Annotated in this window: 25 protein-coding genes and 1 tRNA gene; 22 read left to right on the forward strand and 4 right to left on the reverse strand. The window is 60.4% G+C overall.

Annotated features, from left to right (window positions below; translation table 11 throughout):
* The first annotated feature begins 186 nt into the window (after positions 1 to 186).
* From ACQY5R_RS04930 to ACQY5R_RS04980, 11 genes are all read left to right on the forward strand, one after another.
* Positions 187 to 624 (forward strand): methylglyoxal synthase, encoded by a 438-nt coding sequence (locus tag ACQY5R_RS04930; RefSeq protein ID WP_428605259.1) that lies wholly within the window; start codon positions 187 to 189, stop codon positions 622 to 624.
* Positions 615 to 1,766 (forward strand): 4Fe-4S dicluster domain-containing protein, encoded by a 1,152-nt coding sequence (locus ACQY5R_RS04935; protein ID WP_428605261.1) that lies wholly within the window; start codon positions 615 to 617, stop codon positions 1,764 to 1,766. Before ACQY5R_RS04930 ends, ACQY5R_RS04935 begins: the two co-directional genes overlap by 10 nt.
* Positions 1,767 to 1,846: 80 nt before the next feature.
* The gene (locus ACQY5R_RS04940) at positions 1,847 to 2,095 is read left to right on the forward strand and encodes a hypothetical protein (protein ID WP_428605264.1); all 249 of its coding nucleotides are present in this window, start codon (positions 1,847 to 1,849) and stop codon (positions 2,093 to 2,095) included.
* On the forward strand, positions 2,092 to 3,162 hold the full coding sequence (locus ACQY5R_RS04945; protein ID WP_428605267.1) for a P-loop NTPase: 1,071 nt from the start codon (positions 2,092 to 2,094) through the stop codon (positions 3,160 to 3,162). Before ACQY5R_RS04940 ends, ACQY5R_RS04945 begins: the two co-directional genes overlap by 4 nt.
* Positions 3,159 to 4,106, forward strand: a complete 948-nt coding sequence (locus tag ACQY5R_RS04950) for an Mrp/NBP35 family ATP-binding protein (protein ID WP_428605270.1) — start codon at positions 3,159 to 3,161, stop codon at positions 4,104 to 4,106. The genes ACQY5R_RS04945 and ACQY5R_RS04950 overlap by 4 nt, the downstream gene beginning before the upstream one ends.
* Before the next feature lie 13 nt (positions 4,107 to 4,119).
* Positions 4,120 to 4,872 carry a hypothetical protein gene (locus ACQY5R_RS04955; RefSeq protein ID WP_428605273.1) on the forward strand — a complete coding sequence of 251 codons (753 nt, stop codon included), beginning with the start codon at positions 4,120 to 4,122 and terminating at the stop codon, positions 4,870 to 4,872.
* 53 nt (positions 4,873 to 4,925) lie between these two features.
* Entirely contained in the window at positions 4,926 to 5,411 is a 486-nt protein-coding gene (locus ACQY5R_RS04960) for a rhodanese-like domain-containing protein (RefSeq protein WP_428605275.1), read from the forward strand.
* A gap of 230 nt (positions 5,412 to 5,641) precedes the next feature.
* A complete protein-coding gene (locus tag ACQY5R_RS04965) occupies positions 5,642 to 6,259 on the forward strand; it encodes a hypothetical protein (RefSeq protein ID WP_428605278.1) in 618 nt (205 codons plus the stop codon).
* Positions 6,260 to 6,353: 94 nt separating this feature from the next.
* Positions 6,354 to 7,214, forward strand: a complete 861-nt coding sequence (locus ACQY5R_RS04970) for a PhnD/SsuA/transferrin family substrate-binding protein (RefSeq protein ID WP_428605281.1) — start codon at positions 6,354 to 6,356, stop codon at positions 7,212 to 7,214.
* A complete protein-coding gene (locus ACQY5R_RS04975) occupies positions 7,211 to 8,650 on the forward strand; it encodes an ATP-binding protein (protein WP_428605283.1) in 1,440 nt (479 codons plus the stop codon). Before ACQY5R_RS04970 ends, ACQY5R_RS04975 begins: the two co-directional genes overlap by 4 nt.
* Complete coding sequence (locus tag ACQY5R_RS04980) at positions 8,647 to 9,972, forward strand: sigma-54-dependent transcriptional regulator (protein WP_428605286.1); 1,326 nt, start codon at positions 8,647 to 8,649, stop codon at positions 9,970 to 9,972. Before ACQY5R_RS04975 ends, ACQY5R_RS04980 begins: the two co-directional genes overlap by 4 nt.
* 55 nt (positions 9,973 to 10,027) lie before the next feature.
* Here ACQY5R_RS04980 and ACQY5R_RS04985 read toward each other — a convergent pair whose 3' ends face one another.
* From ACQY5R_RS04985 to ACQY5R_RS04995, 3 genes are all read right to left on the reverse strand, one after another.
* Positions 10,028 to 10,480, reverse strand: coding sequence for an archease (locus ACQY5R_RS04985; RefSeq protein WP_428605289.1), 453 nt, complete (start codon positions 10,478 to 10,480; stop codon positions 10,028 to 10,030).
* 78 nt (positions 10,481 to 10,558) lie between these two features.
* Positions 10,559 to 10,972 (reverse strand): tetratricopeptide repeat protein, encoded by a 414-nt coding sequence (locus tag ACQY5R_RS04990; RefSeq protein ID WP_428605483.1) that lies wholly within the window; start codon positions 10,970 to 10,972, stop codon positions 10,559 to 10,561.
* Positions 10,923 to 10,999: transfer RNA gene (locus tag ACQY5R_RS04995), tRNA-Arg, on the reverse strand. Before ACQY5R_RS04995 ends, ACQY5R_RS04990 begins: the two co-directional genes overlap by 50 nt.
* A gap of 193 nt (positions 11,000 to 11,192) precedes the next feature.
* Between ACQY5R_RS04995 and ACQY5R_RS05000 the strand changes: the two genes are divergently transcribed.
* Positions 11,193 to 11,717 carry a c-type cytochrome gene (locus ACQY5R_RS05000; protein ID WP_428605292.1) on the forward strand — a complete coding sequence of 175 codons (525 nt, stop codon included), beginning with the start codon at positions 11,193 to 11,195 and terminating at the stop codon, positions 11,715 to 11,717.
* 323 nt (positions 11,718 to 12,040) lie between these two features.
* On the opposite strand, the gene rep is transcribed toward ACQY5R_RS05000, so the two are convergent.
* Positions 12,041 to 14,050, reverse strand: coding sequence for a DNA helicase Rep (rep, locus tag ACQY5R_RS05005; RefSeq protein ID WP_428605294.1), 2,010 nt, complete (start codon positions 14,048 to 14,050; stop codon positions 12,041 to 12,043).
* Between the two features lie 163 nt (positions 14,051 to 14,213).
* Between rep and ACQY5R_RS05010 the strand changes: the two genes are divergently transcribed.
* The 10 genes from ACQY5R_RS05010 (at position 14,214) to ACQY5R_RS05055 (ending at position 24,496) form a co-directional block, all read left to right on the forward strand.
* On the forward strand, positions 14,214 to 14,927 hold the full coding sequence (locus tag ACQY5R_RS05010) for a TIGR00730 family Rossman fold protein (protein WP_428605297.1): 714 nt from the start codon (positions 14,214 to 14,216) through the stop codon (positions 14,925 to 14,927).
* 217 nt (positions 14,928 to 15,144) lie between these two features.
* Complete coding sequence (locus ACQY5R_RS05015; RefSeq protein ID WP_428605299.1) at positions 15,145 to 15,477, forward strand: DUF2782 domain-containing protein; 333 nt, start codon at positions 15,145 to 15,147, stop codon at positions 15,475 to 15,477.
* A 137-nt stretch (positions 15,478 to 15,614) separates the two neighbouring features.
* Complete coding sequence (gene phoB / locus ACQY5R_RS05020) at positions 15,615 to 16,313, forward strand: phosphate regulon transcriptional regulator PhoB (RefSeq protein ID WP_428605302.1); 699 nt, start codon at positions 15,615 to 15,617, stop codon at positions 16,311 to 16,313.
* Complete coding sequence (gene phoR, locus ACQY5R_RS05025) at positions 16,310 to 17,608, forward strand: phosphate regulon sensor histidine kinase PhoR (RefSeq protein ID WP_428605305.1); 1,299 nt, start codon at positions 16,310 to 16,312, stop codon at positions 17,606 to 17,608. Before phoB ends, phoR begins: the two co-directional genes overlap by 4 nt.
* A gap of 237 nt (positions 17,609 to 17,845) precedes the next feature.
* The gene (locus ACQY5R_RS05030; protein ID WP_428605485.1) at positions 17,846 to 18,892 is read left to right on the forward strand and encodes a PstS family phosphate ABC transporter substrate-binding protein; all 1,047 of its coding nucleotides are present in this window, start codon (positions 17,846 to 17,848) and stop codon (positions 18,890 to 18,892) included.
* A 121-nt stretch (positions 18,893 to 19,013) separates the two neighbouring features.
* Positions 19,014 to 20,402 carry a phosphate ABC transporter permease subunit PstC gene (gene pstC / locus ACQY5R_RS05035; protein ID WP_428605307.1) on the forward strand — a complete coding sequence of 463 codons (1,389 nt, stop codon included), beginning with the start codon at positions 19,014 to 19,016 and terminating at the stop codon, positions 20,400 to 20,402.
* Complete coding sequence (pstA, locus tag ACQY5R_RS05040; protein ID WP_428605309.1) at positions 20,395 to 21,693, forward strand: phosphate ABC transporter permease PstA; 1,299 nt, start codon at positions 20,395 to 20,397, stop codon at positions 21,691 to 21,693. The genes pstC and pstA overlap by 8 nt, the downstream gene beginning before the upstream one ends.
* Positions 21,694 to 21,799: 106 nt before the next feature.
* Positions 21,800 to 22,660 (forward strand): phosphate ABC transporter ATP-binding protein PstB, encoded by an 861-nt coding sequence (gene pstB, locus ACQY5R_RS05045; protein ID WP_428605488.1) that lies wholly within the window; start codon positions 21,800 to 21,802, stop codon positions 22,658 to 22,660.
* Between the two features lie 3 nt (positions 22,661 to 22,663).
* Positions 22,664 to 23,392, forward strand: coding sequence for a phosphate signaling complex protein PhoU (gene phoU, locus ACQY5R_RS05050; RefSeq protein ID WP_428605312.1), 729 nt, complete (start codon positions 22,664 to 22,666; stop codon positions 23,390 to 23,392).
* Between the two features lie 129 nt (positions 23,393 to 23,521).
* On the forward strand, positions 23,522 to 24,496 hold the full coding sequence (locus ACQY5R_RS05055) for a quinone oxidoreductase family protein (protein ID WP_428605314.1): 975 nt from the start codon (positions 23,522 to 23,524) through the stop codon (positions 24,494 to 24,496).
* The last annotated feature ends 98 nt before the right edge of the window (positions 24,497 to 24,594 follow it).

Below are 24,594 nucleotides of genomic sequence, written 5' to 3' on the forward strand. Positions count from 1 at the left end.
TCATGCGCAACCGATTCAATGCAAGACTCCGGTACCCACTTGAGACAGGGATGTCTTACTTTTTTGGCCGCACACGTATGAAGCCGCGTTGGGTATCGCTGGCTCACCCGACGCAACTGTCGAGCGGTACAAGGATGTGTCGCACAGGGATTCAGTGCTTTTCCCCAGCCTTGAGGAGTACATGAGATGGCGGGCGCGGGACAGACAGTGATCCTGATTGCGCACGAGCGCAAGCTGCCAGAGCTGATCAAGCTGATGAAAAGCCGGCTGGCGGTGTTCCAGGAGTACCGCCTGCTGGCCACCAGCGAAACCGGCGAGGCGATCGAACGCGAACTGGCGCTCGAAGTGACGCATCTCTTTTCCGGCAAAAAGGGCGGCGAAATCCAGCTCTGCGGACTGGTTTGTACCAACACGGTCCGGGCGGTCTATTTCATCCGCGACCCGGAGACACCGGCCGCAGACGAACCGGATATCACGCCCTTTTACCGCGCCTGCGATCTGAACAACGTGCCGCTGGCGAGCAACATGGTCAGCGCTGTTGCCCTGACCCACTGGCTGGGGCGCAAGATCGCCGCGCCACTGGCGAAAATGGATATAGCCAGGGAGAACGCGGCATGCGAATGACCAGATCCGAACAGGCCGCGGGTTACCTGCGGCTATCCGAAATGATCGTCGAGGAGGAGCTGTGCATCAATCTGCGCGGCCGCCTGGAGCACTGCACGCGTTGCCGCGACGTCTGTCCCTCCGATGCGCTCCGCCTGTCGGTCGATGCGGTGGATCTGGACCGGCAGAAGTGCACCGGTTGTAACAGCTGTCTGCCGAGCTGTCCGGCCGGTGCCCTACGCTCCAGCGGATTTCTCCCGGAACGTTTTGTCGCCGCCCTGGCGGGCCGTGAGCGGATCGATCTGCATTGTCGCGCCAGCACCGGCTCGGGCGGCGGTGTGGTCATCCCCTGCCACAGCGTGCTCGATGCGCGCCTGATCAGCGCGGCCCGGGCCGAGGGCGTGGAGACACTGGCTCTGCATGGTTTGGATCAGTGTGCCCAATGCCGTTACGGCGATGCCCGCGACAGGCTGCGGCATCTGGCGGAAACCCTGGACGAATGGCTGGGCGAGGCGGCGCCGCGACTGGATCTGGAGCCCGTTGACGGGGCGCGCAAGGCAGCGCGCGAATACCAGGATCAACCCCACCTGAGTCGTCGTGCCTTTCTGCGATTCGGCGGCGCCCAGGCGGTGACCCAGGCGGCCGATTGGGTCGTACCGGGTCTCAGCCCGGATGAGGCGGATACGGAGGTGCTGCCTTTTTACCAGAGCCGCGTGTATCCGCAACGCACGGTCCAGTACCAGGCGGTGCTGGCAAGCCGGGTTGGCCGGGTGCCCTGGCGTGACGGAGCGCCACTGCCCTGGAAGCCACGCTCGGTCAACGCGTTGTGCAGTGGCTGTCTGGTCTGTGGGGAACGCTGTCCGACGGGTGCCCTGCAAGCCAGCGAGAGCGGTCAGGCACAGCAGCTGAGCTTCGACCCGCTGCTCTGCAGCGACTGTCTGCTGTGCGAGCGCATCTGTCCCGAAGGGGCGATGGCATCGCGTTCCGCGCTCACCCAGAATGAGCTGGAGATGGGTCGTTCGCTGTTGTTCCACCGCCGGCAACGGCCCTGCGGTCGTTGCGGTACCCCCTTCGTGCCGGAGGGGCCGACGGAGGAGAACTGCCGGGTTTGTGGTAACGAACAGGAGCTGGATGACGAGTGGCTCGACATGCTGTCCGGCTAGAGCCGCTTGGTTTCCCGGATAGTGTGAGTTGTTCCCCACCCATCACGTGGAGTAGGAGGCGGTTGGCGGGAGTAATTGCGGTGATGATTCTGTTTTTGGCTGTATTCGCCTGGTGGTCAATGTTGCCGCGAACACCTCGGGAGTTGTTTCTGGCGCGTTGCTCCAGTTGCCACGAATTGCGAATTGCGCGCCTATGCGAATTTGAACCGGCGTTGCGGCCAGCCATTGTTGAAGTGATGCGCCGTGAACACGGCGCCGACCAGGTAATCAGTGACGAGGAAGCGCTGGCTATCCGGGACTACCTGAAGGAAAGCCTTATATGTCCATGAATAATTCAAACCCATTGCTGCCAGATCCAGATATTGAGGAACGGGTGCTGGCGGCCTTGTGTCGGATCAGTATCAGTGACGGCGGTCCGGATGTGGTGACAGCCGGCCAGGTGTATGACGTGGTGGCCACGGGCGGCGCGGTACGGGTGCTGCTCGACCCGGCGCATCTTTCCGGGGATCTGCAGGAGGCGCTGGCCGAGGCGATCATGCCGCTGGTGGAGTCCCTGCCGGGGGTCGAGCGTGCCGTGGTCAAACCGCGTCCGCGCTCCATCGCACAACGCGACTCCCTGCCGGGCATTCGCCATGTGGTGGCGGTGCACAGTGGCAAGGGTGGGGTGGGCAAATCGACCCTCACGGTCAATCTGGCCGTGGCGCTGGCGCAGCAGGGTTATGCCGTGGGTTTGCTGGACGCGGATGTCTACGGCCCCTCGGCACCGACCCTGCTGGGGGTGAGCGGACGTGCCGAGACCACGGCCAAGGGTGACCGGATCGAGCCCCGGGAGGCGTTCGGCGTGCGCATGATGTCGCTCGGACTGCTGCTGCCCGCGGAGCAGGCGCTGATCTGGCGCGGTTCCCTGATCGATCAGGGGCTGCCGCAGCTGTTTCACGATGTTGCCTGGGGCGAGCTGGATATCCTGCTGGTGGATCTGCCGCCGGGGACCTCAGATGTGCATATCGCGGTGGCACAGAGCGTAGCGCTATCCGGAGTGATCACGGTGACCTCTCCCGGCCAGGTGGCGATCGACGACGTGCAACGCGGGCTGGAGATGTTCGCCGACCTGGCGGTCCCGTGCCTGGGGCTGGTGGAGAACATGGCAGGGGTCTCCTGTCGCAGTTGTGGCCATGTGGGCGCGCTGTTCGGGGCGGGCGGAGCGATGGAGCTCGCCGAGCTGACCGGTCTGCCACTGCTGGCCACTCTGCCGTTCATGCCGCGGGTGGCCGTGGGCTCGGACGACGGTGTGCCGGTAGCGCGGGAACAGGGCGGCGTAGGGGCGCCGTTTCATAAATTGGCCGGACAGATTGCCGCCGGCCTGAAACTGGAACAAACGCTGGAGGTAGTGGTATGAGCCGGTTGCCCGCATTCCCGATCCCGGTACGGATCAACCCGGCGCGGACCGGGCCGGCATCCGCCGAGGAAACCTCGGCCTGGTATGCCGAACCCCAGGTGGCGGTCGCCGGGATCGAGGATATTGTCCTGGTCGCCAGTGGCAAGGGCGGGGTGGGCAAATCCACCGTCACCGTCAACCTGGCCTGTGCTTTGGCCCGGGCTGGCAAGCGTGTCGGCATCCTCGACGCCGACCTCTACGGCCCGTCGATCACCCGTATGATGGGTACCGACCGGGCGCTTCCGGTCGATGACGAGGGGCGCACCCTGCCGGTGGAGAATCACGGCGTCTGGACGGTGTCGGTGGGCAATGTGCTGCCGCCCGAGGCGGCGCTGGTGTGGAAGGGGCCGCTGGTAACCCAGGCACTGACCCAGATGTTCCACGATATCGCCTGGCCAGAGCTGGACATCCTGCTGGTGGACCTGCCGCCGGGTACCGGCGATGTGCCGCTGACCATCCTGGAACAGATCCCCGTCAGCGGGGCGCTGCTGGTGACCACGCCGCAGAAACTCTCGATCGTCGATGCCGCCCGCGGCATCGCCCTGTTCCATGATCTCGATATCCCGGTGTTCGGCCTGGTGGAGAACATGAGCAGCTATATCTGCCCCTGCTGCGGCGAGGCGCAGGCGTTGTTTCCGGACGGCACGGCGGCGTCCCTGGCGCGGCGCAAATCGGTGAGGTTTCTCGGTGACATCCCGCTCGATCCGGAAGGACAGCTACTCGCCGACGGCGGCACACCGCTGGTGGTGAGCCGCCCGCAGGGGGCGGTTGCGCAACATTTTGTCGCTGTCGCGGCGGAGGTGGTGAGTGCGGTCGAGCGGGAGCGCGCCTTCCGGGCGCGGGACAGCGATGAGCAACTGCGCGCCGAGCACGAGGCCTTCTGGGAAAATTTGCTGGGTGATTGATCGAGGTGAGGTTATGAGCGAAGAGACCAAACTGTTTGTACAGTACCGGCCTGAAAACGCAGATTCGGAACCGGAGACGCCCGCCTGGTTGAGCGGTGCCGACGCGCTGGTGATGGACCCCTGTGGCTGCACTCCGGAGCGCTTTGCCGAACTGCCGGTGGAGACGGCCCTGTTACTGGGCGGCGATCCAGAACGGGACGCGGGCTGGTTGGAAGTCAGCCGCTGCTACTGGGTCTGCGCGGAGGGGCTGGAGGAGACCGCCCGCCGGCGCGAACGCTGGCCGGGGCTCAACTGGGTGCCGCAACTGACGGTGTACAAGGTGGCCACCAGCTACCGTTTCTCCGGCCCCGCGATCGGCGAGGGGTTCTCCTTCTACATGCCGGACACCGCGGCGATCCAGGGTTGGCGGGTGACCGACGCGGACCGTTCGCTGGCCGAGGCGATCACCCGCGCCACCGAACTGGGGTTCGCCAGCCTCTGGCTCCATTCCGAGCAGGCCGAGACCCGCGGCAAGGGACTGGACCTGGAGATGCTGGAGAAGGCCCGTGGCGGTCCGCTGGCGATCTGGATCTCCGGCGGCGCTGTGGAGCGGCGCCACCTGGGCAACCTGGCCAGGGCGGGCGGCGCGGCGGCGGTAGTGGTGGCCGATACGCTGGCGCGGGAGGCGGGCGTGGCGCGCCTCAGGCAGGCATTGATAGCGTCGGTTCCCCTGCGGGATTATCCGATTCATATTGCATCCAGGGAAGCCGAAGCAGGACATTTGTGAGACTGGAGCCTAGCGCCCGGACAAGAATCGTTCCGTGGTTCAGGGGCGGCAGAATGCGGGAACGTAAACTTGTGCGGGTCCTTACCCTGATCAGCATCCTGCTTGCGCTGCTGGGCTCGGGCGATGCGTCGGCGCGCTGGCCGAACGTGAGTGCACAACAGTTGCTGGCCTGGTTGAATGATGTCGACCCGCCGCTGATTCTGGATGTGCGCGGGCGTGCCGACTACCGCGCCGGTACCATCGCCGGGGCGCTGGATGGCGGCGTGGAGCCGCGTGGTTATCTGGCGGACGGCAGTGGCGGACGCCTGGTGCTGTTATTACCGGCGTGGGCTGACGAGCGGCTCATCGACGCCTGGTTTGCGCGGCTCACCGATGCCGGCCATCGGGTGTGGATACTGCAGGGTGGCCTGCCGGCCTGGATTGCGGCCGGCGGTGTGACGGAAGTACCGGACTTCAGCTATATCCGGCCCGGCAGCGTCCCGTTCCTGATTCCCCGGGGGCTGTGCGAGGGGGGCGAACCGTCCCAGATTTTCGAATGAAATGGTTGCTCGTCTGGCTGTGCATGCTGCCCCTGTCGGCCCAGGGTGGGCCGGCGTATCCGCACGACCCGGGGCAGCCCTGTGCCGATTGCCATGCCCGGCAGCAGCGCGAGTTTCAGCAGAGCCGTATGGCCGTGGCGGCCCACACTGCGACCTTCCTCGACGAATGGCGGCAACAAGGGGAGCCGGCGACCTGTCTCGACTGCCACGCGCCCACCGGTGCGGCGGGGGTGGCCTGCACCGATTGTCACGGCACGGCCGGGCACCCCTATGCGCGGGTGTCGGTACCGGCGGTCTGTGCCCGTTGCCACGATGCACCCGGCGAGATCACCCTGCGCAGCTACCGCAACGGGCCGGCGGCGCGGCGCGGCGAGGCCTGCCCGGACTGTCACCTGCCTGAAGCGGGCAGCCACGATTTTCGCGGACCGGCCCGGCCCGGTTTTCTTCGGGGCATCGCCACGCTGGGCGTCAGCATCCGGCGTGATATTGGGGGGGACACCGCGCTGTTGCGCATCCGCCATCGGGCCGGCCATGCCCTGCCGGGGGGGACCACCGGCCGTGCGGTCTGGCTTCTGGTGGATCAGCACGATGCGTCAGGCGGGGTGGTGGCCGAGCGTCAATACCGCTTCGGATGGCTGCACTCCCCAACGACCGGATGGCGGGAGAACAGCCTGCCGCCGGGCATTGGCAAAGTGGTCGAGGTGCCGCTGCATACGGCCGCCCGGCAGATTCGTGTTAAGCTGATTTATCGCTTCCGGGCGGGAGCGCTGGAGCTGGTCGATCCCGAGCAGGTGGTACTGGTTGAGCAGGCACGCTCAGTGTCATCCGGGTTGGAGTGGGCACAATGACGGATGGGTTGAGGGGTAACGACATGACTCATCAAACAGTCGGTGCGTCGCCTTGTGGGGGGCGCGACACCGGATTGCCGGACGGTGTCGTAACATGACCGTTCCGCGGACAACCGTCCAGGGGCTCCTGCTGATCGCCTGCCTGCTGCTGGCGGGAAACGCGATGGCCGAAGCGTCGAAAACCTACCGTATCGGCCTGACGGCGGTGATCCTCACCGACCAGACTTCATTCCTTAAAGCGTGGCGGGATTATCTCTCCGACCGGCTACAACGCCCGGTGCAGTTTGTGCAGCGCCAGACCTATCAGGAGGTGACGGACCTGCTGTTGAGCGGGGACCTGGATGCGGCCTGGACCTGTGGCTACCCCTATGTACGTCATCGGGATCAGCTGAAATTGCTCGGTGTCCCCCTGTTCGATGGACAGCCGTTGTATCGTGCTTATCTGATCGTTCCTGTCGGGGATACCTCGACCCGGGGAATGGGCGATCTCAAGCACAAGGTGTTCGCCTATTCCGACCCGGATTCCAATTCCGGTTATCTCTATCCGCAGGTCAATCTGATCGGGGAAGGGATCGATCCGCGCCACTTCTTCTCCAAGAGCTTCTTCACCTGGGCGCATCGGGATGTGGTCAAGGCGGTGGCCGATGGGGTGGCGCAAGGTGGCTCGGTGGACGGCTATGTGTGGGAGACGCTGTCCCTGCATGAACCGGCGTTGACAGCCGGCACCCGCGTGGTGACCCAGTCACCGCTGTTCGGTTTTCCTCCGCTGGTGGTGCGCAAGGATATCGATCCGCAACATTTTTACGCCCTGAGAAACGCCCTGCTGAACATGGCATCCGACAGCGAGGGGAGGCGGCTGTTGCGACAGCTGAATCTCGACGGCTTCAGCGAGGGTGAGGATGCCCTGTTCGACGGCGTCGCCGCGTCGGTGCGGATACTGGAGGGGGCGGAATGAAAATCGGCGATATTAGCTACCGACTGAAGGTGCCCCTGATGTTCACCCTGGTGATCCTCATCACCGCCAGTGTGGTGACACTGGCACTCACCTGGCGCGCCTACGAGGAGTTGCGCGAAGAGGTGTTCAACAACGCGGTGGAGATCGGCAGCGTGTTGTCCAATAGCCTGCCCAACGCCATGCTGCACGACGACCTGTGGGGGGCCTACCGGTTGGTCCAGGCGGCCGAGGGCTGGTCTGGGGAGACTTCCAGCCGGCTGCTGGTGGTGCTCGACCGGGATGGACGCATCTATGTCTCCAACAGTCCCAAGGAGCTGGCGGTGACCACACCGCTGCGGGTGCACAGCGCGGAGCTGGCGCGGGTCGAGGCGGAAGTGTTGCGGCTGACCGGCGATCTGAACCCGCGCCCCTACGAGTATCCCAATGACCGGCGCCTCTATGTGATTCTGCCGATGCTGAGTGATGGTGTCGCTATGGGTACCCTGGTGATCGGCTACGACCGGGCCTTGTTTTGGCCCCGATTTACCGCCATTGTCGAACGGGTGGTGATTTCCGCCCTGCTGGTGACGGTACTGCTGCTGCCGCTGGGTTGGTACCTGGGCAATCGAATGGTAAAGCCACTGGGTCACCTGGCCCGCTGCATGTCCAAGGTGGGACGTGGCAGTAGCGAGGAGATCGTCTGCGACCTGCGTCAGGGCAAGGACGAGATCGGTCAGCTGGGCATCAGTTTTCAGCAGATGCTCGGGGAACTGGACGAGAAGGAGCGCCTGGAGTCCGGTATGCTGGCCTCGGAACGGCTCGCCGCGGTGGGTCGTCTGGCTGCGGGCGTGGCCCACGAGATCAACAACCCGCTGGGGGGCATGCTCAATGCGCTTAACACCTTCCGGCGCTACAGCGAGACCGACGACCTCGGCCGGGAGACCTTCGATCTGGTAGAGCGCGGCCTGCAGCAGATCCGCGAAACCGTCTCCGCGCTGCTGGTGGAGGCCAATCCACGCAGCCACAGTCTGAGTCCCACGGATATCAATGATGTGCGCATGCTGCTATTGGCGGATGTCAGCCGCAAACAGATCAACCTGGTGTGGCATAATCGGTTGAATAACGAGATCGCGTTACCCTCGACACCGATTCGCCAAGTGCTGATCAATCTGTCGCTGAACGCGGTGCAGGCCTCGCCCGACGGCGGTTCGGTACACTGCTCGGTGGAGAGTCGGCAGGGACTGCTGCATATCCGCGTGATCAATGAGGGACCGAACATCTCCCGGGAGAGCCTGCTGAGCCTGTTCGAACCCTTCTCGGAGAACGCCACCGGCAACGGTCTGGGTCTTTGGGTGACCTATCAGTTGGTGCATCAACTGGAGGGCAATATTGAGGTAAAATCCCGGGATGGTAAGACGCAATTCGCCGTGGAACTGCCGATAAAGGAGCCGCAATGACCGAGTCTCCGCGCCTGTGCCTTGTTGAAGATGACGCCATCATGCGCGCCTCCCTGTGTCAGCGCTTCAAACTCGAGAGCATCGATTGTGACTGTTTTATTCATGCCGGCGAAGCCGTGGACGCGCTGGGGCGGCGCGATTACGCGGCGCTGATCAGCGATATCCGCCTTCCGGACTTGAGCGGCGAGGAGCTCTACGCCCGTCTTCTCGAATCCGGTCAGTTGCCGCCGCCGACCATTTTTATCACCGGCTACGGGACCATCGACCAGGCGGTACGCCTGCTCAAGCTGGGTGCCAGCGACTACATCACCAAGCCCTTTGACCTCGACGACCTGCTGCTCAAGCTGCGCGAGGTGTCGCCCTCGCTATTCGAGGATATGCATGAGGGGAGCGCCGAGTTGGGCGTATCCCCGATAATGCGCCAGCTCAAAAACACCCTGGACCGCCTGGCGGCGCACCGGGTCGATCTGCTGATCACCGGCGAATCCGGCGTCGGCAAGGAGTACGCGGCACGCTATTTTGCTGGGCGCTGCGACCAGGGCTCCGGGCAGCCGTTCATCGCCATCAACTGTGCCGCGCTGCCGGAGGATCTGCTGGAGGCCGAGCTGTTCGGCCACGTCAGAGGGGCCTTTACCGGCGCCACCAAGAGCCGCCGCGGGATGTTCGAGCAGGCCAGTGGCGGGGTGCTGTTTCTCGACGAGGTGGGAGAGACCTCGCCCCGCATGCAGGCCAAGTTGCTGCGAACCATACAGGAACGGGTGGTGCAGCCGATCGGCAGCGAGGAACATATCCCGGTAGATGTGCGCCTGGTGTATGCCACCAACCGGGATCTGAAGGCGATGGTGGATCGCGGGGAGTTTCGCGAGGATCTCTATTTCAGGATCAACGTGGCGCACGTGCACATCCCGCCCCTGCGCGAGCGCAAAGAGGACATCCTCTGGCTGACCCATCGGATCGTGGAGGACTATTTCCATGAACACAAGGTGCGGCGCCTGATCCTGCCGTTGACCGAGCGCTACCTGGAGGCTCAGCCCTGGCCCGGCAACCTGCGCGAATTGGCCAACGCGGTGGAACGTGCTTGCATCCTCTCGCCCCAGGAGGTACTCGGTCCCAGGGAGTTCGGCGCCTCCGGGGAGGAGCCGCTGCTTTCGGCCGGGCAGCTCTCGTTGAAGGAAGCCATGGAGCATTACGAGGCGCGACTGCTGCGGGAGACCCTGGAGCACCATGAATGGCGCATCGTCGAAACCGCGCAGAGTCTTGGCATCAGCCGCAAGAACCTATGGGAGAAGATGAAGCGCCACGGAATATCGCAAAAGGATTAGGGTGTCCCACTTGGCCATCGGGCAGAAACGGTTGTTCTAGGGCCAGATATGTTTGTTATGCATCCAAAACGCAATAGAGCCGCACGCCCTCCTCGATATTTCTGACCTTGAGCCGTGGCAACAGCACCGCCTGCACCGGAAAGCGGGTTTTGTGATGATTTGGGCGATAGCGCTCGCCATAGGCTATGCCGGTAATCTTCAGCTGCTTTTTACGGTGCCGTTCATCCAGGTCATCCACCTCCTCCAGCGAGTGGGTGACGAACCGTTTGAACACCCAGCCGTTGTCCATCTGGAACAGCAGTTCCGAGAGCAGGCCGACCACGGTGGTGGGGATATCGAAACCGTACCAGCTGATCGGGATCTCCTCGCGCTCCTCGACCGATTCCTGATCCCACATGAACAGGCAGAGGGCGGTGGCGGCCGCGTTGAACATCTCGTTGTGATCGCGGGCGATCACTTCCAGGCCCACACCGCCCCTGGGGTCCTCGCTGAAGTTGTAACTTGCCATGCCGTTCGCTCTGGTCGTGACCTGATAATCTCTCAGGCTTTCTTATATCAGGTCACGACCGTTGCATAAACGGCTTGTTCACCGTCCTAATGCCTCGATGATCGCTCGTGCCTGCGGGTAACCGTGCCGCGCGGCCTGTTGCCACCAGTAGCGAGCCCTGTCCGGGTCCTTTTCCAGATATTTGCCGGTGTCGTAGAAACGGCCCAGGTCGGCGCAGGCGGAGGCGTGCCCCTGGCTCGCCGCCCGTTCGATCCACTCGATGCCCTCGGCGATGTTGGGTTCCACCCCCCGCCCGGATAGCAGCATCTCGCCAAGGCTGTGCTGGGCATGCGCCTCGCCCTGACCGGAAGCTCCGACGCCTTGATCCAGTGGATCAAGGAAGTTGCTGAACGCCCCGAAGGGGCAGGAAATCCTGTGTTTGGCGTGGAATGAACGAAGTGAATGGCGCGCCCGACAGGATTCGAACCTGTGACCCCTGCCTTCGGAGGGCAGTACTCTATCCAACTGAGCTACGGGCGCTGAAGAGGGCGTATCTTACCCTTAGGTATCCCGCACGTCTATCCCACACCTCGGTTTCCCGGGCTGGTATCCCGGGTGGGCAGTCGATCTTTTTGGCGGTTGTCGCTATACTGCGCGCTGTTATTTCCGGGGCGGGCCGATGCATGACGCCAGACGCCCATCCCTATGATCCCGATGTATGAGGAGTGAGATTGTGAGCCCTAAAGCTGTTTCCCTTATTAAATGTATGACTCTGGCGGGTGTGACTGCGTTGGTGGTGAGCACTCCGTTGATGGCGCAAGAGCGTGCCGAGGTGATCGAGCGTATCAAGCCTGTGGGTCAAGTCACTGTCGAGGGGCAGGCGCCATCCATGGCCGCTTCTGCTGCCGCGCCAACATCAGCGTCGGTGGCACCTGCTCCTGCTGCAACACCTGCTCCGGCGGTTCCGGCTACACCAGCTCCGGCACCGGCAGCAGCACCGGCCGCCGACCCCGGTGCCGCACTGTTCGCGGCTAAGGGCTGTACCGGTTGTCATGGTGCCGGGGGCAAGGCGCCGATTATGCCCGCTTACCCCAAGGTGGCAGCGCTTCCCGAGCAGTACATCCTGAATCAGCTGAAGGATATCAAGAGCGGTGCCCGCGACAATGGGCAGTCGGCTGTGATGAAGGGGATAATGGCTGCGGTATCCGAGGAGGATATGAAGGTGCTTGCCGGCTGGCTGAGTAAACAGCCGCGTTGAGTAGTGCCGATTAAAGGATTGAATAGGGCGTGCCACGGCACGCCCTTTTTGATTGTATCGGGTGTTTAGCTTGTAGGTTTGGTTAGCGGCGCACTGGCACGGGACGTCCAGACCACAATAATGCCTGGGCGCTGAGTAACCCAACGCATCCGCCGTCAAACGCTGGGTATGCGTTCCCACGCAGAGCGTGGGAACGAGGCGGGAACCGAAATTGCGCCTGTGAACCCCAGCTAAATCCCTTTTGGTTGCGGTGAGGGGTTCGTTCCTTGCCCCACAACCCGCGAGTTCACGGGCACCTTACGGACGCCGGGTCCAACGGCCTGCTATCCACCCAGTAGGGAGCGCATGCTGGCCAGGTGGGCATTGCCTCGAACTTGCTTTTCCTCTTTGGATAGCGGCTCGCCCTGGCGCCCCTCCCATTTTAGGTCGGTTTCCGGTAGCTCGGCCAGAAAGCGGCTCGGCTCGCAGGCGATAATCTCGCCGAAGCGTTTGCGTTTCTCGGCAAAACTGATGGTCAGGGTGCGTTGGGCGCGGGTGATGCCGACGTAGGCCAGGCGCCGCTCCTCCTCGATGTTGTCCTCTTCGATGCTGCTCTTGTGCGGCAACAGCTCTTCCTCCATCCCCACCAGGAAGACATGGGGAAACTCCAATCCCTTGGAGGCATGCAGGGTCATCAGGTGTACTTGGTCGTTGCCGCTCTCGTCATCCTGGCGCTCCAGGATATCCTGAAGGGCCAGGTGGCTGACCATCTCGGCCAGGCTTTCACCCACCCGGTCGCCCTTGTGCAACTGGTCGAGCCATTGCACCAGCTCCAGGACATTTTCCCAGCGTCGCTCGGCCACCTTGTCACTGGATGCTTTTTCATACAGCCAATCTTCGTACTGCAGTTCCCGCAACATATCGCGTACCGTCTCAACCGGATGGTCGTTCTCTGCTCGTTGTTGGAATAGCCGGATCCAGCCGGCGAATTCCTGCAGCCGCTCAAGCGGCCGGGCCGACAGGTGCTGTTCCAACCCCAGTTCTTCGCAGGCGGCCAGCAGGCTGACATCACGTTCGGTGGCGTAGTTGCCAAGCCGCTCCAGGGTACTGGCGCCAATCTCGCGCCGCGGGGTGTTGACGATACGCAGGAAGGCAGCGTCGTCGTCCGGGTTGGCCAGCAACCGCAGGTAAGCCATTACGTCCTTGATCTCGGCGCGGCTGAAAAACGAGGTACCGCCACTGAGGAAATAGGGGATGTTGTGCTGGCGCAGAGCGGACTCGAACAGTTTCGCTTGATGGTTGCCGCGGTAAAGGATGGCGTAATCGCCGTGTGCGGCACCGGAGGTGAATTTGTGATGGATGATCTCCGACACCACTTTTTCCGCCTCGTGCAGTTCGTTCTTGCAACTCATGACGCGGATCGGCTCACCCGGTCCCAGGTCGCACCACAGTTTCTTCTCGAATACGTGTGGGTTGTTGGCGATCAGGGTGTTGGCCGCTTTGAGGATGCGGCCCGAGGAGCGGTAGTTTTGCTCCAGCTTGACCACCTTGAGGCGGGGGAAATCCTCTTTCAGGCGGATCAGGTTCTCCGGCCGGGCACCGCGCCAGGCGTAGATCGACTGGTCATCGTCGCCTACCACGGTGAGGGATTGGCGCACCCCCACCAGTTGCCGGACCAACTCGTATTGGCTCAGGTTGGTGTCCTGATATTCGTCCACCAGCAGGTGGCGAATGCGGTTTTGCCACTGCTCCAGTGCTTCGGGGGACTCCCGAAACAGGCGTACCGGCAGCAGAATCAAGTCATCGAAGTCGACAGCGTTGAAGGCGCGCAGCGAGCGCTGGTAGTGGGCATAGAGCAGCGCCGAACGCTGGTCCAGATCGTTCTCGGCCTGGGCCAGGGCTTGCTCCGGAGTGAGCATGTCATTCTTCCACTCGGAGATGCGCCACTGGTAGCTGTTAGCCACTTCGTCATCTCCCTTGTCTTTACGTAACAGCTCCTTGAGCAGGCTCTCGGCGTCCTGGGCATCGAAAATGCTGAAGCCGGATTTCAATCCCAGCAGCTTGTACTCGCGCCGAATGATATTCAGTCCCAGGGTGTGGAAGGTGGAGATGCTCAGTCCCTGGCTTTTTTTCCCCTTCAACAGCGCGGATACCCGCTCTTTCATCTCCCGTGCGGCCTTGTTGGTAAAGGTAACGGCCGTGATGTGACGCGGCTGCAGACCGATGGTTTCGATCAGGTAGGCGATTTTGCGGGTGATGACCCGCGTTTTTCCCGAGCCTGCGCCGGCCAGCACCAACAGCGGGCTATCGATATGTCGTGCAGCTTCTTGCTGACTGGGGTTGAGGTCAGACATCGTTCATTCTGGGTCCGCGAAAAAGTTACCGCCTGTATTCGATGCTACGGAATGGTTGATTCGCAGTCCCTAAACAGAAAACAGGTTAGAATCTAATAATTCGTGTGGAAGGCGCTGGCAGGTCACTGTCGGTATTATGCGGAAAAGATGAAGGATAGACCAGATGGCGAAGAATAAAGATTACTGCGAGCGGCCACAACAGAGCCAACTTCCTCGGGAATCCTGGAAGGTGTTCCAGATTATGGCGGAGTTCGTCGAGGGTTTTGAGAAGCTGTCGGGCATCTGGCCGGCGGTCAGTATTTTCGGTTCGGCGCGTGCCGACAGAGAGAGCGAGTCATACCGGAAGGCGGAGCAGATCGCCTACCTGCTGTCTGAGAGTGGCTTTGCCGTCGTCAGCGGGGGTGGTCCCGGCATAATGGAAGCCGCCAACAAAGGTGGACATCGGGGGCGGGCGCCCAGTGTAGGACTCAATATCGAATTGCCGAAGGAGCAGGTACCCAATCCCTACCAGGATCTCTCGCTCCATTTCAAACACTTCTTTTCCCGCAAGGTGATGTTTGTGAAATACGCCTCGGCCTACGTGGTGATGCCGGGCGGGTTCGGTACCCTGGATGAGTTTGCCGAGATCCTGACCCTGATTCAGACCGGCAAAACGCGACACATTCCGATTATTCTGGTCGATGGGCAGTTCTGGGGCGGGTTGCTGGACTGGATGCGCAATACCATGTGTGCGGTCGGCACCATTTCCCCCAAGGATCTGGAGCTGGTGCAGCTCTGTGAAGAGCCCCAGCAAGTGGTGGATGCAATCTTTGCACATTATGAAACGCGTGGTTTTGAACCCTCGTTTGCGGAGCAGGAAATCCTCCTGGAACTGTAATATGATTCCACTTCAGGTCGATTTGGCCGGCTGTTTCAGCAACGGTTTAAGCAAATTACGGCGGTGCCGCTAAAATTTATAGAGGGAACTATTCCCGTACGGACATCACCTAACGAATATCGATGAAAGGTAGGTGTTTGAACCCCGATCTCAGAAATGGTGGGCAGTTTTTGATATTTGTACGATAGGTAGCCCGGAATAAGGAAAAGAGAAGAAGATGAAGAACAGATTGCTGGCCCTATTGCTTCTGCTGACGGCACCGTTACCACTCTTCGCTGAGGAGTCGGCTGCACAGCCACAGCCGCCGGATCTTCCGCCCAAGGTGGAAAGCGGTGAGGTACTGGAACCGGATGTGACCATTGTCGAGAGCGATAAAGGTACCACTGAGGAGTACCGCATCAACGGTCGACTCTATATGGTGAAGATCACCCCGATTGCCGGCCCCGCCTATTACCTGCTGGATACCAACGGCGATGGTGTGCTGGATGTACGTGAAGAAGCGCGCCCGGGGAACAACTCCATCCCCCAGTGGGTGCTGTTTAGCTGGTGACCACTCGCTGACGGTTCGACGTTGGCCTATCAAGTTTCGCCCCGGATACTTGTCATCAAACTGTAATGTTGCGACAGTGTAATAATCACTTCACACATTAGGCTGATAGCCATCACAGAAGGCAGAGTGAGTTAAGTATGGCGACAAAGATCCTGGTCGTTGAAGACGAATCCGCAGTACGCGAGATGATCCAGTTCGTACTCGAACAATCCGGTTACGATGTGGTCGGGGCGGAGAGCGTGGATGAAGCCAAGGCGAGTATGGCCGATGCACCGCCCGACCTGATTCTCATGGACTGGATGTTGCCGGGTGTCAGCGGGGTGGAATACACCCGTGAACTGAAACAGGATCCGGTGACGCGCGACATCCCGATCATTATGCTCACCGCCCGGGGGGAAGAGGATGACAAGGTGCGCGGTCTGGAGTGTGGGGCCGAGGATTATGTCACCAAACCCTTTTCCCCCAAGGAGCTGGCCGCCCGCATCAAGGTGATTCTGCGCCGGGTGGCGCCGCATGCCACCGAAGAGGCGGTGCAGGCGGGCGAGATGCGGCTCGATCCGGTCTCCTACCGGGTCACCATGGGCGATCGTCCCATCGAACTGGGACCCACCGAGTTCAAACTGCTGCATTTCTTCATGACTCACCGGGAAAAAGTCTACAGCCGCTCCCGCCTGCTGGATAAGGTGTGGGGGACCAATGTTTACATCGAAGAGCGCACCGTGGACGTGCATATCCGTCGCCTGCGCCAAGCCCTGGAACCCTTTGAAATGGATGGCCTGATCCAGACCGTCCGTGGCGCCGGCTATCGATTCTCGGAGCAGGTCGCTGCTCGATGAGCCTGGACCAGGCGTGGCGGAGTGAGCTGGTCGGTGTCGGTTTTATCGCCCTGCTGCTCATCCCCCTCGGCCTGGGAACCGGTTACCTAATCCCCATCCTTTGGGCCGGTCTGACCCTCTATCTGGGTTGGCATCTCTATCAGCTTTATCGCTTTACCCGCTGGATCAGCAAGCCCAAGAGTCATCCGCGCCCCCATCCGTTCGGTATCTGGCGCCCCCTGATGTTACGGGTCGATGAACTGTCCGGGCGAGGACAGAAGCGCAAACGCAAGCTCAGTCGCATGCTTAGTGGATTTCTCGAATCCACCGGCGCCCTGCCCGATGCCACCGTGGTGTTGAACGATGAAGGTCGGCTTGATTGGTGGAACAGCGTGGCGGCCGATTTTCTGGGGCTGGACCGCAAGCGACACAAAGGGGCGCTGATCGATGACTTGATCTCCGATCCGGTGTTTTTGAGTTATCTGCATGCCGGTCATTACAGTCGTCCACTGCAGATGCCGGCTCCGGTGAATGCCAATATCAGTCTTGAGGTTCGCATTGTTCCCTATGGTAAAGGTAAGCGCTTACTTCAGGCACGAGACATTACCCGACTACACCAACTGGAGATCGTACGACGCGATTTCGTGGCCAATGTATCGCATGAGATACGTACGCCATTGACGGTGGTGCACGGCTATGTGGAGAGCATGCTGGAGAGTAGTGAAACGTTCCTGGGGCCCTGGAAGCGGATATTGGGACAGATGCAGGTCCAGACGTTGCGCATGCAACGCATAGTGGAAGATCTGCTGTTGCTGTCACGCTTAGAGACCCGGCGCAGCAGCGAGGGGGAGGGCGTGGTCGGGGTCAACGCTTTGTTACGCGGCATTGTGGATGGAGCGCGTCAGTTGAGTGGCGACAAGCAGCACCGGATCACCCTGGATGCCGATGAGCGGCTGCGGTTGGTGGGTAACGGTCATGAGCTGGAAAGCGCCTTTGCCAACCTGGTCTATAACGCCGTGCGCTATACCCCGGCGGGGGGAGATATCCGTATTCGCTGGTGGTTGTCTGGCGGTGGTCCCTGTTTTTCGGTGACCGACAGCGGTATCGGCATCGCTCCTGAGCACATTCCGCGCCTGACCGAGCGCTTCTACCGGGTAGACGTGGGGCGTTCCCGGGAGAGTGGGGGCACCGGCCTCGGTTTGGCGATCGTCAAACATGTGCTGTCGCGGCACGATGGAACACTGCGGGTGGAGAGCGAACCGGGAAAGGGGAGTGTTTTCACCTGCCGTTTCCCTCATGCCCGGGTCGCTTCCTGACATGCTTCGAGAGGGGGGCACCTATGATAGCGAAAGGTTCAATGTAGGGGCCTCTGTGGTTGCCCGGATGGTCGCCAAGATATGCTAAGCACAGCGAGCCGCGCCAACCGTGCTTTCCACCGACCCGTCGCACTGTCATAAATCTGTAACATTACACCAAGATTCCTGTAACAAAAGATCCCGATAATTTCTCCAGGTTGAAAACAGCAATTACTCAATGACCTGGAGGTCCTAGTGATCAACAATCGTATTATTCTGGCTGCTGCTCTGACTGCTGCGGCCGTTTCCAATGTTAACGCCGCTTCCCGCGACTATATCTCTATCGTCGGTTCCTCAACGGTTTATCCGTTTGCCACCGTGGTAGCAGAAACTTTCGGTAAAACCACCCACTTCAAAACCCCGAAGATTGAATCCACCGGTTCCGGCGGCGGTCTGAAACTGTTTTGCGCCGGTGTCGGCGTGGAGCACCCGGATATCACCAATGCCTCGCGTCGTATCAAGAGCTCCGAGATCGAGCGCTGCGCCAGTAACGGTGTGACCGATATCGTCGAAGTGAAGATTGGCTACGACGGTATTGTCATCGCCAACTCCAAGTCGGCTCCGCAGATGAATCTGACACGTCGCGACCTGTTTCTGGCACTGGCCAAGAAGGTGCCGAATGTGAAGGGTAGCGGTGAACTGATCGACAACCCCTATAAGAGCTGGAACGAGGTCAATGCGTCCCTGCCGAATACCGCCATTGAAGTCCTCGGTCCTCCCCCTACCTCCGGTACCCGTGATGCCTTCGTTGAGTTGGCCATGGAGGGGGGTTGTAAAACCTTCGACTTCATCAAGGCGATGAAGAAGAAAGACAAAAAAGCTTACAAGGGCATCTGTCACACCATCCGTGAAGATGGCGCCTATATCGAGGCGGGTGAGAACGATAACCTGATCGTACAAAAACTGGAGAGCAATCCGAAAGCGGTAGGTATCTTCGGTTTCAGCTTCCTGGATCAGAATGCCGATAAGATCCAGGGCTCCATCGTCGACAAGGTAGCCCCGACCTTTGAAGCCATTGCCGATGGCAGCTATCCGGTTTCCCGTCCGCTCTACTTCTACGTGAAGAAGGCGCACGTCGGCAAGATCCCCGGTATCGAAGAGTATCTGGCTGAATTTACCAGCGCCAAGGCGTGGGGTGAAGAGGGCTATCTGGTGGATAAGGGGATGATTCCGATGCCGAACCAGGAGCGCAGCAAGTTTGCCGCTGACGTGAAGGGGCTGACGGTACTCAGGCTGACTCAGTAATTTTACGTTGATGCAAATCGTTGTTCTTGAACGGAACAGCGCCTAGCAACCAGGCCCTCTCCCGGAATACGGGGGAGGGCATTGCCGTTCATGAGCCAGACCCCGTTGTTGTTGAAGTATTATGTCTAACACCCTACTCATTCTGATACTGCTGGTCCTGATGGCGTTAGCCTATCGGTTGGGCGTGCAACGCTCCCAGCGGCTGGTCGGTGGTCCGGGCGGTGTGCGTAATCTCCATTCGCTGCCCTCTTACTACGGTTTCTTTACCGCTCTTTGGTGTGGATTGCCGGCGCTATTGGTGCTGTTTCTCTGGGTTTCGCTGCAAACGGGGGTGATCCGGGATCTGGTGATTTCGGACCTGCCGGACGCGGTGCGTACACTGCCACCCGCGCAGTTGGGCCTGGTTATCAACGATATTCAGAATCTCGCCCAGGGCAATATCGTTTCGGCTGAGGTCAGTCCGGCGATGGAACAGGCGGCGGCCCATTACACACGCCTGCAGCAGACCAGTTACGCGGCTTCGGTGGTGGTGGTGTTGAGCCTGGCACTGGCTGGCTTGTCCCTGGGCTGGCGCTTGATCTCTCCCCAGTATCGAGCGCGCAACCGGGTGGAAACGGTTATCAAGTGGCTGTTGGTCGGTTGCTCAACCATCGCCATCTTTACCACCCTGGGCATTGTGCTCTCGGTGTTGTTCGAGGCGATCCGTTTTTTCGACACTGTTCCCCTCGCTGATTTTCTGTTCGGCCTGGAGTGGAGTCCGCAGATGGCAATCCGGGCGGATCAGGTCGGTTCGTCGGGCGCCTTCGGCGTCATCCCGCTGTTTGTCGGTACCCTGCTGATTGCTCTGATCGCCATGCTGGTGGCAGTGCCGATCGGCTTGATGTCTGCCATCTATCTATCCGAGTATGCCGGTCTCCATTTTCGTGCTTATGCCAAACCGTTGCTGGAGATCCTGGCCGGCATTCCGACCGTGGTGTATGGCTTTTTCGCGGCCCTCACCGTCGCCCCGTTTATCCGCGACAACGGCGCCTTGCTCGGCCTGGATGTCTCGTCCGAGAGTGCGCTGGCGGCCGGGTTGGTGATGGGCATCATGATTATCCCGTTTATCTCGTCCCTCTCCGACGACGTGATCAATGCCGTCCCCCAGACCATGCGGGATGCCTCCCTGGGGATCGGTGCCACCCATTCCGAAACCGTGCGTAAGGTGATCTTGCCGGCTGCGCTACCCGGTATTGTCGGCGGCATCCTGTTGGCGGTCTCCCGGGCGATCGGTGAAACCATGATCGTGGTGATGGCGGCCGGGTTGTCAGCCAATTTGACCGCCAATCCGTTGCAGAGCGTGACCACGGTGACGGTGCAGATTGTCACCCTGTTGGTGGGTGACCAGGAGTTTGACAGTCCCAAGACCCTGGCCGCATTCGCCCTGGGTCTGCTGCTGTTCCTGGTTACCCTGGTCCTGAATGTGGTTGCCCTTCATGTAGTAAGGAAGTATCGGGAAGCGTATGAATAAGCCTGTAGTCGATCAGACCCGCACCATTGATCGGGTCAATGCCACACTCAAACAGCGCTATAACCGGGAGCGGCGCTTCCGTCGTTTTGGATTGGGCGCCGTTGTCCTGGGTCTGCTATTCGTCTGTCTGATGTTCCTGAACATCGTTACCCACGGTTATAGCGCCTTTCTGCAGAGCCGTGTCTTGCTGGATATCGAATTCAGCCCCCAGGTCATCGATCCTTCCGCCGCACGCGATCCGGCCACCCTCTCTTCCGCCGACTATGCCGCACTGGTGAAAGCGTCGTTACGGGCGCGCTTTCCAGGCGTCAAGGGGCGAAGCGAAAAGCGTGAGCTGTACGGCATGATCAGTACCGGGGCGCCGTTGGCGTTGCGTGAACGGGTGTTGGCGAATCCGGATCTGATCGGTACCCGGCAGTCTATCTGGCTGCCGGCTGACGACGATATCGATATGTTGGTCAAAGGGCATATCGACCGAAAAGTGCCCGAGGCGCAGCGGCGTATCAAAAATCGCGTCCTCGCTTGGGTAGAACAGCTGGAAGCCGACGGTGCGATTGATACCTTTTTTAATTTGACCTTTCTGACCGGCGGCGACTCGCGGGAACCGGAGCTGGCCGGTATCGGCGGCGCCATCATGGGTTCGCTCTACACCTTGATCGTCACCTTGTTGCTGTCGTTCCCGATCGGCGTGGCGGCGGCGGTCTATCTGGAAGAGTTCGCCCCGCGTAATCGCTGGACCGATCTGGTTGAGGTCAATATCAATAATCTGGCCGCGGTGCCTTCCATTGTTTTCGGTCTGCTGGGCCTGGCGGTGTTCATCAATTTCTTCGGTTTGCCGCGTTCCGCCCCTCTGGTGGGCGGCATGGTGCTGACCTTGATGACCCTGCCCACCATCATTATCGCCAGCCGTGCCGCACTGAAAGCGGTACCGCCTTCGATCCGCGAAGCGGCTTTAGGGGTAGGGGCCTCGCGCATGCAGACGGTGTTCCATCACGTGTTACCGCTCTCCATGCCCGGCATGCTGACCGGCACCATCATCGGTATGGCTCAGGCGCTGGGTGAAACCGCGCCGTTGCTGATGATCGGCATGGTGGCCTTCATTGTGGACATTCCCGGCAGTGCGCTGGATCCGGCCACGGTACTACCGGTACAGATTTTCCTCTGGGCTGACAGTCCGGAGCGGGCATTCATGGAGAAGACGTCGGCGGCCATTATGGTGTTGTTGGGCTTTCTGATCCTGATGAATGTGATTGCCGTAATTCTTCGTAAACGTTTTGAACGCCGTTGGTAGCCGATGCGGCCGTTGGGATAACTATCCGTTGACCCGTTGAACAGACAGAGTAGATAGCTGAATGCAGAATAGGAGTGATCAAATGCTAAGTGTAACCTCAGATACCATGGGTGCCGTCACCGTCCCGGCGGGTGTGATTACCGCCGGATTCAGCCCGGTTGTCGATGATGCGCGGGCGATCCGTGGCACAGTGGGGGATATTAGCGCCGCCGACCCGCGTATGACCGCGCGCCATGTCAACGTCTATTACGGCGATAAGCTGGCGATCAATAACGTCAGCCTGGATATCGGCAAAAACGAAGTGATCGCCATGATCGGTCCGTCCGGTTGCGGCAAGTCGACCTTCCTGCGTTGCCTGAATCGGATGAACGATACCATCGATATCTGCCGGGTTGAGGGTGAAATCAAACTGGATGACCAGGACATCTATGACAGCAGTCTGGACGTGGTGCCCCTGCGTGCCCAGGTCGGCATGGTGTTTCAGAAGCCCAATCCATTTCCGAAATCGATCTATGACAACGTGGCCTACGGCCCGCGTATCCATGGATTGACCAGTAGCAAAAGTGAACTGGATGAGATTGTCGAGCAATCGCTGTTGAAAGCGGGACTATGGGATGAGGTGAAGGATCGCCTGGAAGAGGTCGGTACCGGTCTGTCAGGCGGCCAGCAGCAGCGTCTCTGTATCGCCCGCACCATCGCCGTGGCGCCGGAAGTCATCCTTATGGATGAGCCCTGCTCGGCGCTCGATCCCATTGCGACCGCGCGGGTGGAAGAGTTGATCGATGAATTGCGGGAGCAGTACACCATTGCCATCGTTACCCACTCCATGCAGCAGGCGGCACGTGTCTCGCAACGTACCGCGTATTTTCATCTGGGCGAATTGGTCGAGGTGGGCAAGACCGATGATATTTTCACCAATCCCCGTCATCGCCTGACGGAAGATTATATTACTGGAAGGTTCGGGTAAGGTATGAATGAGATGACCGACGGCCATATCGTCAGCAGTTATAACAAGGATCTCAACCATCTGCACCAGCTGGTGATCCAGATCAAAGATCTGGCCTGTAAGCAGGTGCAGGAAGCGGTACAGTCGCTGGAGGATGAAAACGTTGAGTTAGCCAGCGCGGTGATCGTCAGCGATCGTGAGATCGATGCCCTGGATATCAAAGCGGATGAAGAGATTATCCGTCTGATAGCGAAGCGACAGCCAATGGCCCGCGATCTGCGTGAGATCATGACGGTAGCGAAAATCGTGGGAGATCTGGAGCGCATCGGCGATCAGGCACGCCGCTTGGCGCGCCTGACCATCCGTTTTTATGACGGGGATGTGCCGCCTCCCAATAGTCACCTGCTGGATGATTTGAGTAAGATGGGGGCGTTCGTCAATCTGATGGTCGAGGATGCGGTGGCCGCTTTTGACGATCTGGATCTGAATTTGGCGCTGGATGTGATTCGTCGTGACGATGTGGTGTCGGATGATTTCCGTTCGGCGTTGCGGCGCCTTTCCACCTTTATTATGGAAGACTCACGCAGCGTCGGCCATATGGTGGATGTGGTGCTGGGGCTGCGCGCCCTGGAGCGTATCGGTGGGCACGCCAAGAATATTGGGCGTTATGTGGTCTTCCTGGTCAAGGGGAAAGATGTCCGCCACAAAACCATTGAAGCGGTAGAAGCTGAAATCACCTCCACACTGAAATAATCCTGCCTCGGCTTGGGGTATTACGATTTCCCCACTCTCCTCCGTCTGGCTCGGTCAGTTTTTACTGGCATAGCGGTTCAATGCCGTTACACTTGGGTTGAACAGTCCTATCCAGCGGAGGAGAGAACCTTGAACAACGCAATACGTATCCACCAATATGGCGGCCCCGAAGTCCTGAACCTGGAACCGGTCGAGATCGGTGCGCCAGCGGCCGGTGAAGTTCGGGTTCGGCATACTGCCATCGGCCTTAACTTCATCGATGTCTACCAACGCACCGGACTCTATCCGCTGGGCGATTTCCCCCAAACTTTGGGCATGGAAGCGGCGGGCGTGATTGAGACAGTCGGTTCTGACGTAGCCGATTTTGCGGTGGGCGATAGGGTGGCCTATGCCATGTCGTTGGGCGCTTACTGCAATGAGCGGCTGATGGGCGTGGAGAAACTGGTCAAGTTACCGGATGGGATCGAGGACCGGACGGCCGCCGCCATGATGCTGCAGGGCATGACTGCGCGCTATCTGCTGAAAAGTTCCTACCCGGTGCAGGCTGGCGACAGTATCCTGGTAATGGCCGCCGCGGGCGGTGTCGGCACCCTGCTGTGTCAATGGGCCCGACATCTGGGGGTGACGGTAATCGGCTGTGTGGGCAGCCCTGAGAAGGCACAGTTGGCGCAGCAGAACGGCTGCCATCACACCATTCTCTATAAAGAGGAGGATGTAGCGGCCCGGGTGCGTGAAATCACCGGTGGGGAAGGGGTCGCGGCGGCGTATGATTCGGTCGGGCAAGCGACCCTGATGGCGTCGCTGGATTCGCTGCGTCCCACCGGTACCTTCGTCAGCTATGGAAACGCCTCCGGTCCCATCAGCGATTTCAATGTCGGTGTGCTGGCGCAGAAAGGCTCGCTCTATCTGCAGCGCCCCACGTTGGCTACCTATATCCGCAATCGGGAATTGTTGAATCAGTGTGCCGGTGACTTGTTTGACGTGGTGCAGTCCGGAGCCGTTAAAGTGCGGATCGGCCAGACTTACCCGTTGGCAGAAGTTGCCCAGGCGCACCGAGATCTGGAAGCGAGAAAAACCACCGGTGCGACGGTACTATTGCCGTAGCGCCCATGCTTCCGCCGGATGGCGGATAGCTTGGCTCCTGTGCGGCGGTAGGGTCAGGATAGGCACAAGGGTCAGCCCCGACGGATAGGACGGTGGAT

Source organism: Sedimenticola sp. (assembly GCF_050289425.1).
Classification (GTDB): domain Bacteria; phylum Pseudomonadota; class Gammaproteobacteria; order Chromatiales; family Chromatiaceae; genus Sedimenticola.

Excerpts from the sequence above, each read along its gene's own strand:
- ACQY5R_RS04935 (WP_428605261.1), top strand. The coding sequence starts at position 615 with ATGCGAATGACCAGATCCGAACAGGCCGCGGGTTACCTGCGGCTATCC.
- ACQY5R_RS04975 (WP_428605283.1), top strand. The coding sequence starts at position 7,211 with ATGAAAATCGGCGATATTAGCTACCGACTGAAGGTGCCCCTGATGTTC.
- pstB (WP_428605488.1), top strand. The coding sequence starts at position 21,800 with ATGGGTGCCGTCACCGTCCCGGCGGGTGTGATTACCGCCGGATTCAGC.
- pstC (WP_428605307.1), top strand. The coding sequence starts at position 19,014 with ATGTCTAACACCCTACTCATTCTGATACTGCTGGTCCTGATGGCGTTA.
- rep (WP_428605294.1), bottom strand. The coding sequence starts at position 14,050 with ATGTCTGACCTCAACCCCAGTCAGCAAGAAGCTGCACGACATATCGAT.
- ACQY5R_RS04985 (WP_428605289.1), bottom strand. The coding sequence starts at position 10,480 with ATGGCAAGTTACAACTTCAGCGAGGACCCCAGGGGCGGTGTGGGCCTG.
- ACQY5R_RS05010 (WP_428605297.1), top strand. The coding sequence starts at position 14,214 with ATGGCGAAGAATAAAGATTACTGCGAGCGGCCACAACAGAGCCAACTT.
- phoR (WP_428605305.1), top strand. The coding sequence starts at position 16,310 with ATGAGCCTGGACCAGGCGTGGCGGAGTGAGCTGGTCGGTGTCGGTTTT.
- ACQY5R_RS04970 (WP_428605281.1), top strand. The coding sequence starts at position 6,354 with ATGACCGTTCCGCGGACAACCGTCCAGGGGCTCCTGCTGATCGCCTGC.
- pstA (WP_428605309.1), top strand. The coding sequence starts at position 20,395 with ATGAATAAGCCTGTAGTCGATCAGACCCGCACCATTGATCGGGTCAAT.
- phoU (WP_428605312.1), top strand. The coding sequence starts at position 22,664 with ATGAATGAGATGACCGACGGCCATATCGTCAGCAGTTATAACAAGGAT.
- ACQY5R_RS04945 (WP_428605267.1), top strand. The coding sequence starts at position 2,092 with ATGAATAATTCAAACCCATTGCTGCCAGATCCAGATATTGAGGAACGG.
- ACQY5R_RS04980 (WP_428605286.1), top strand. The coding sequence starts at position 8,647 with ATGACCGAGTCTCCGCGCCTGTGCCTTGTTGAAGATGACGCCATCATG.
- ACQY5R_RS04960 (WP_428605275.1), top strand. The coding sequence starts at position 4,926 with ATGCGGGAACGTAAACTTGTGCGGGTCCTTACCCTGATCAGCATCCTG.
- ACQY5R_RS05015 (WP_428605299.1), top strand. The coding sequence starts at position 15,145 with ATGAAGAACAGATTGCTGGCCCTATTGCTTCTGCTGACGGCACCGTTA.
- phoB (WP_428605302.1), top strand. The coding sequence starts at position 15,615 with ATGGCGACAAAGATCCTGGTCGTTGAAGACGAATCCGCAGTACGCGAG.
- ACQY5R_RS04950 (WP_428605270.1), top strand. The coding sequence starts at position 3,159 with ATGAGCCGGTTGCCCGCATTCCCGATCCCGGTACGGATCAACCCGGCG.
- ACQY5R_RS04930 (WP_428605259.1), top strand. The coding sequence starts at position 187 with ATGGCGGGCGCGGGACAGACAGTGATCCTGATTGCGCACGAGCGCAAG.
- ACQY5R_RS04955 (WP_428605273.1), top strand. The coding sequence starts at position 4,120 with ATGAGCGAAGAGACCAAACTGTTTGTACAGTACCGGCCTGAAAACGCA.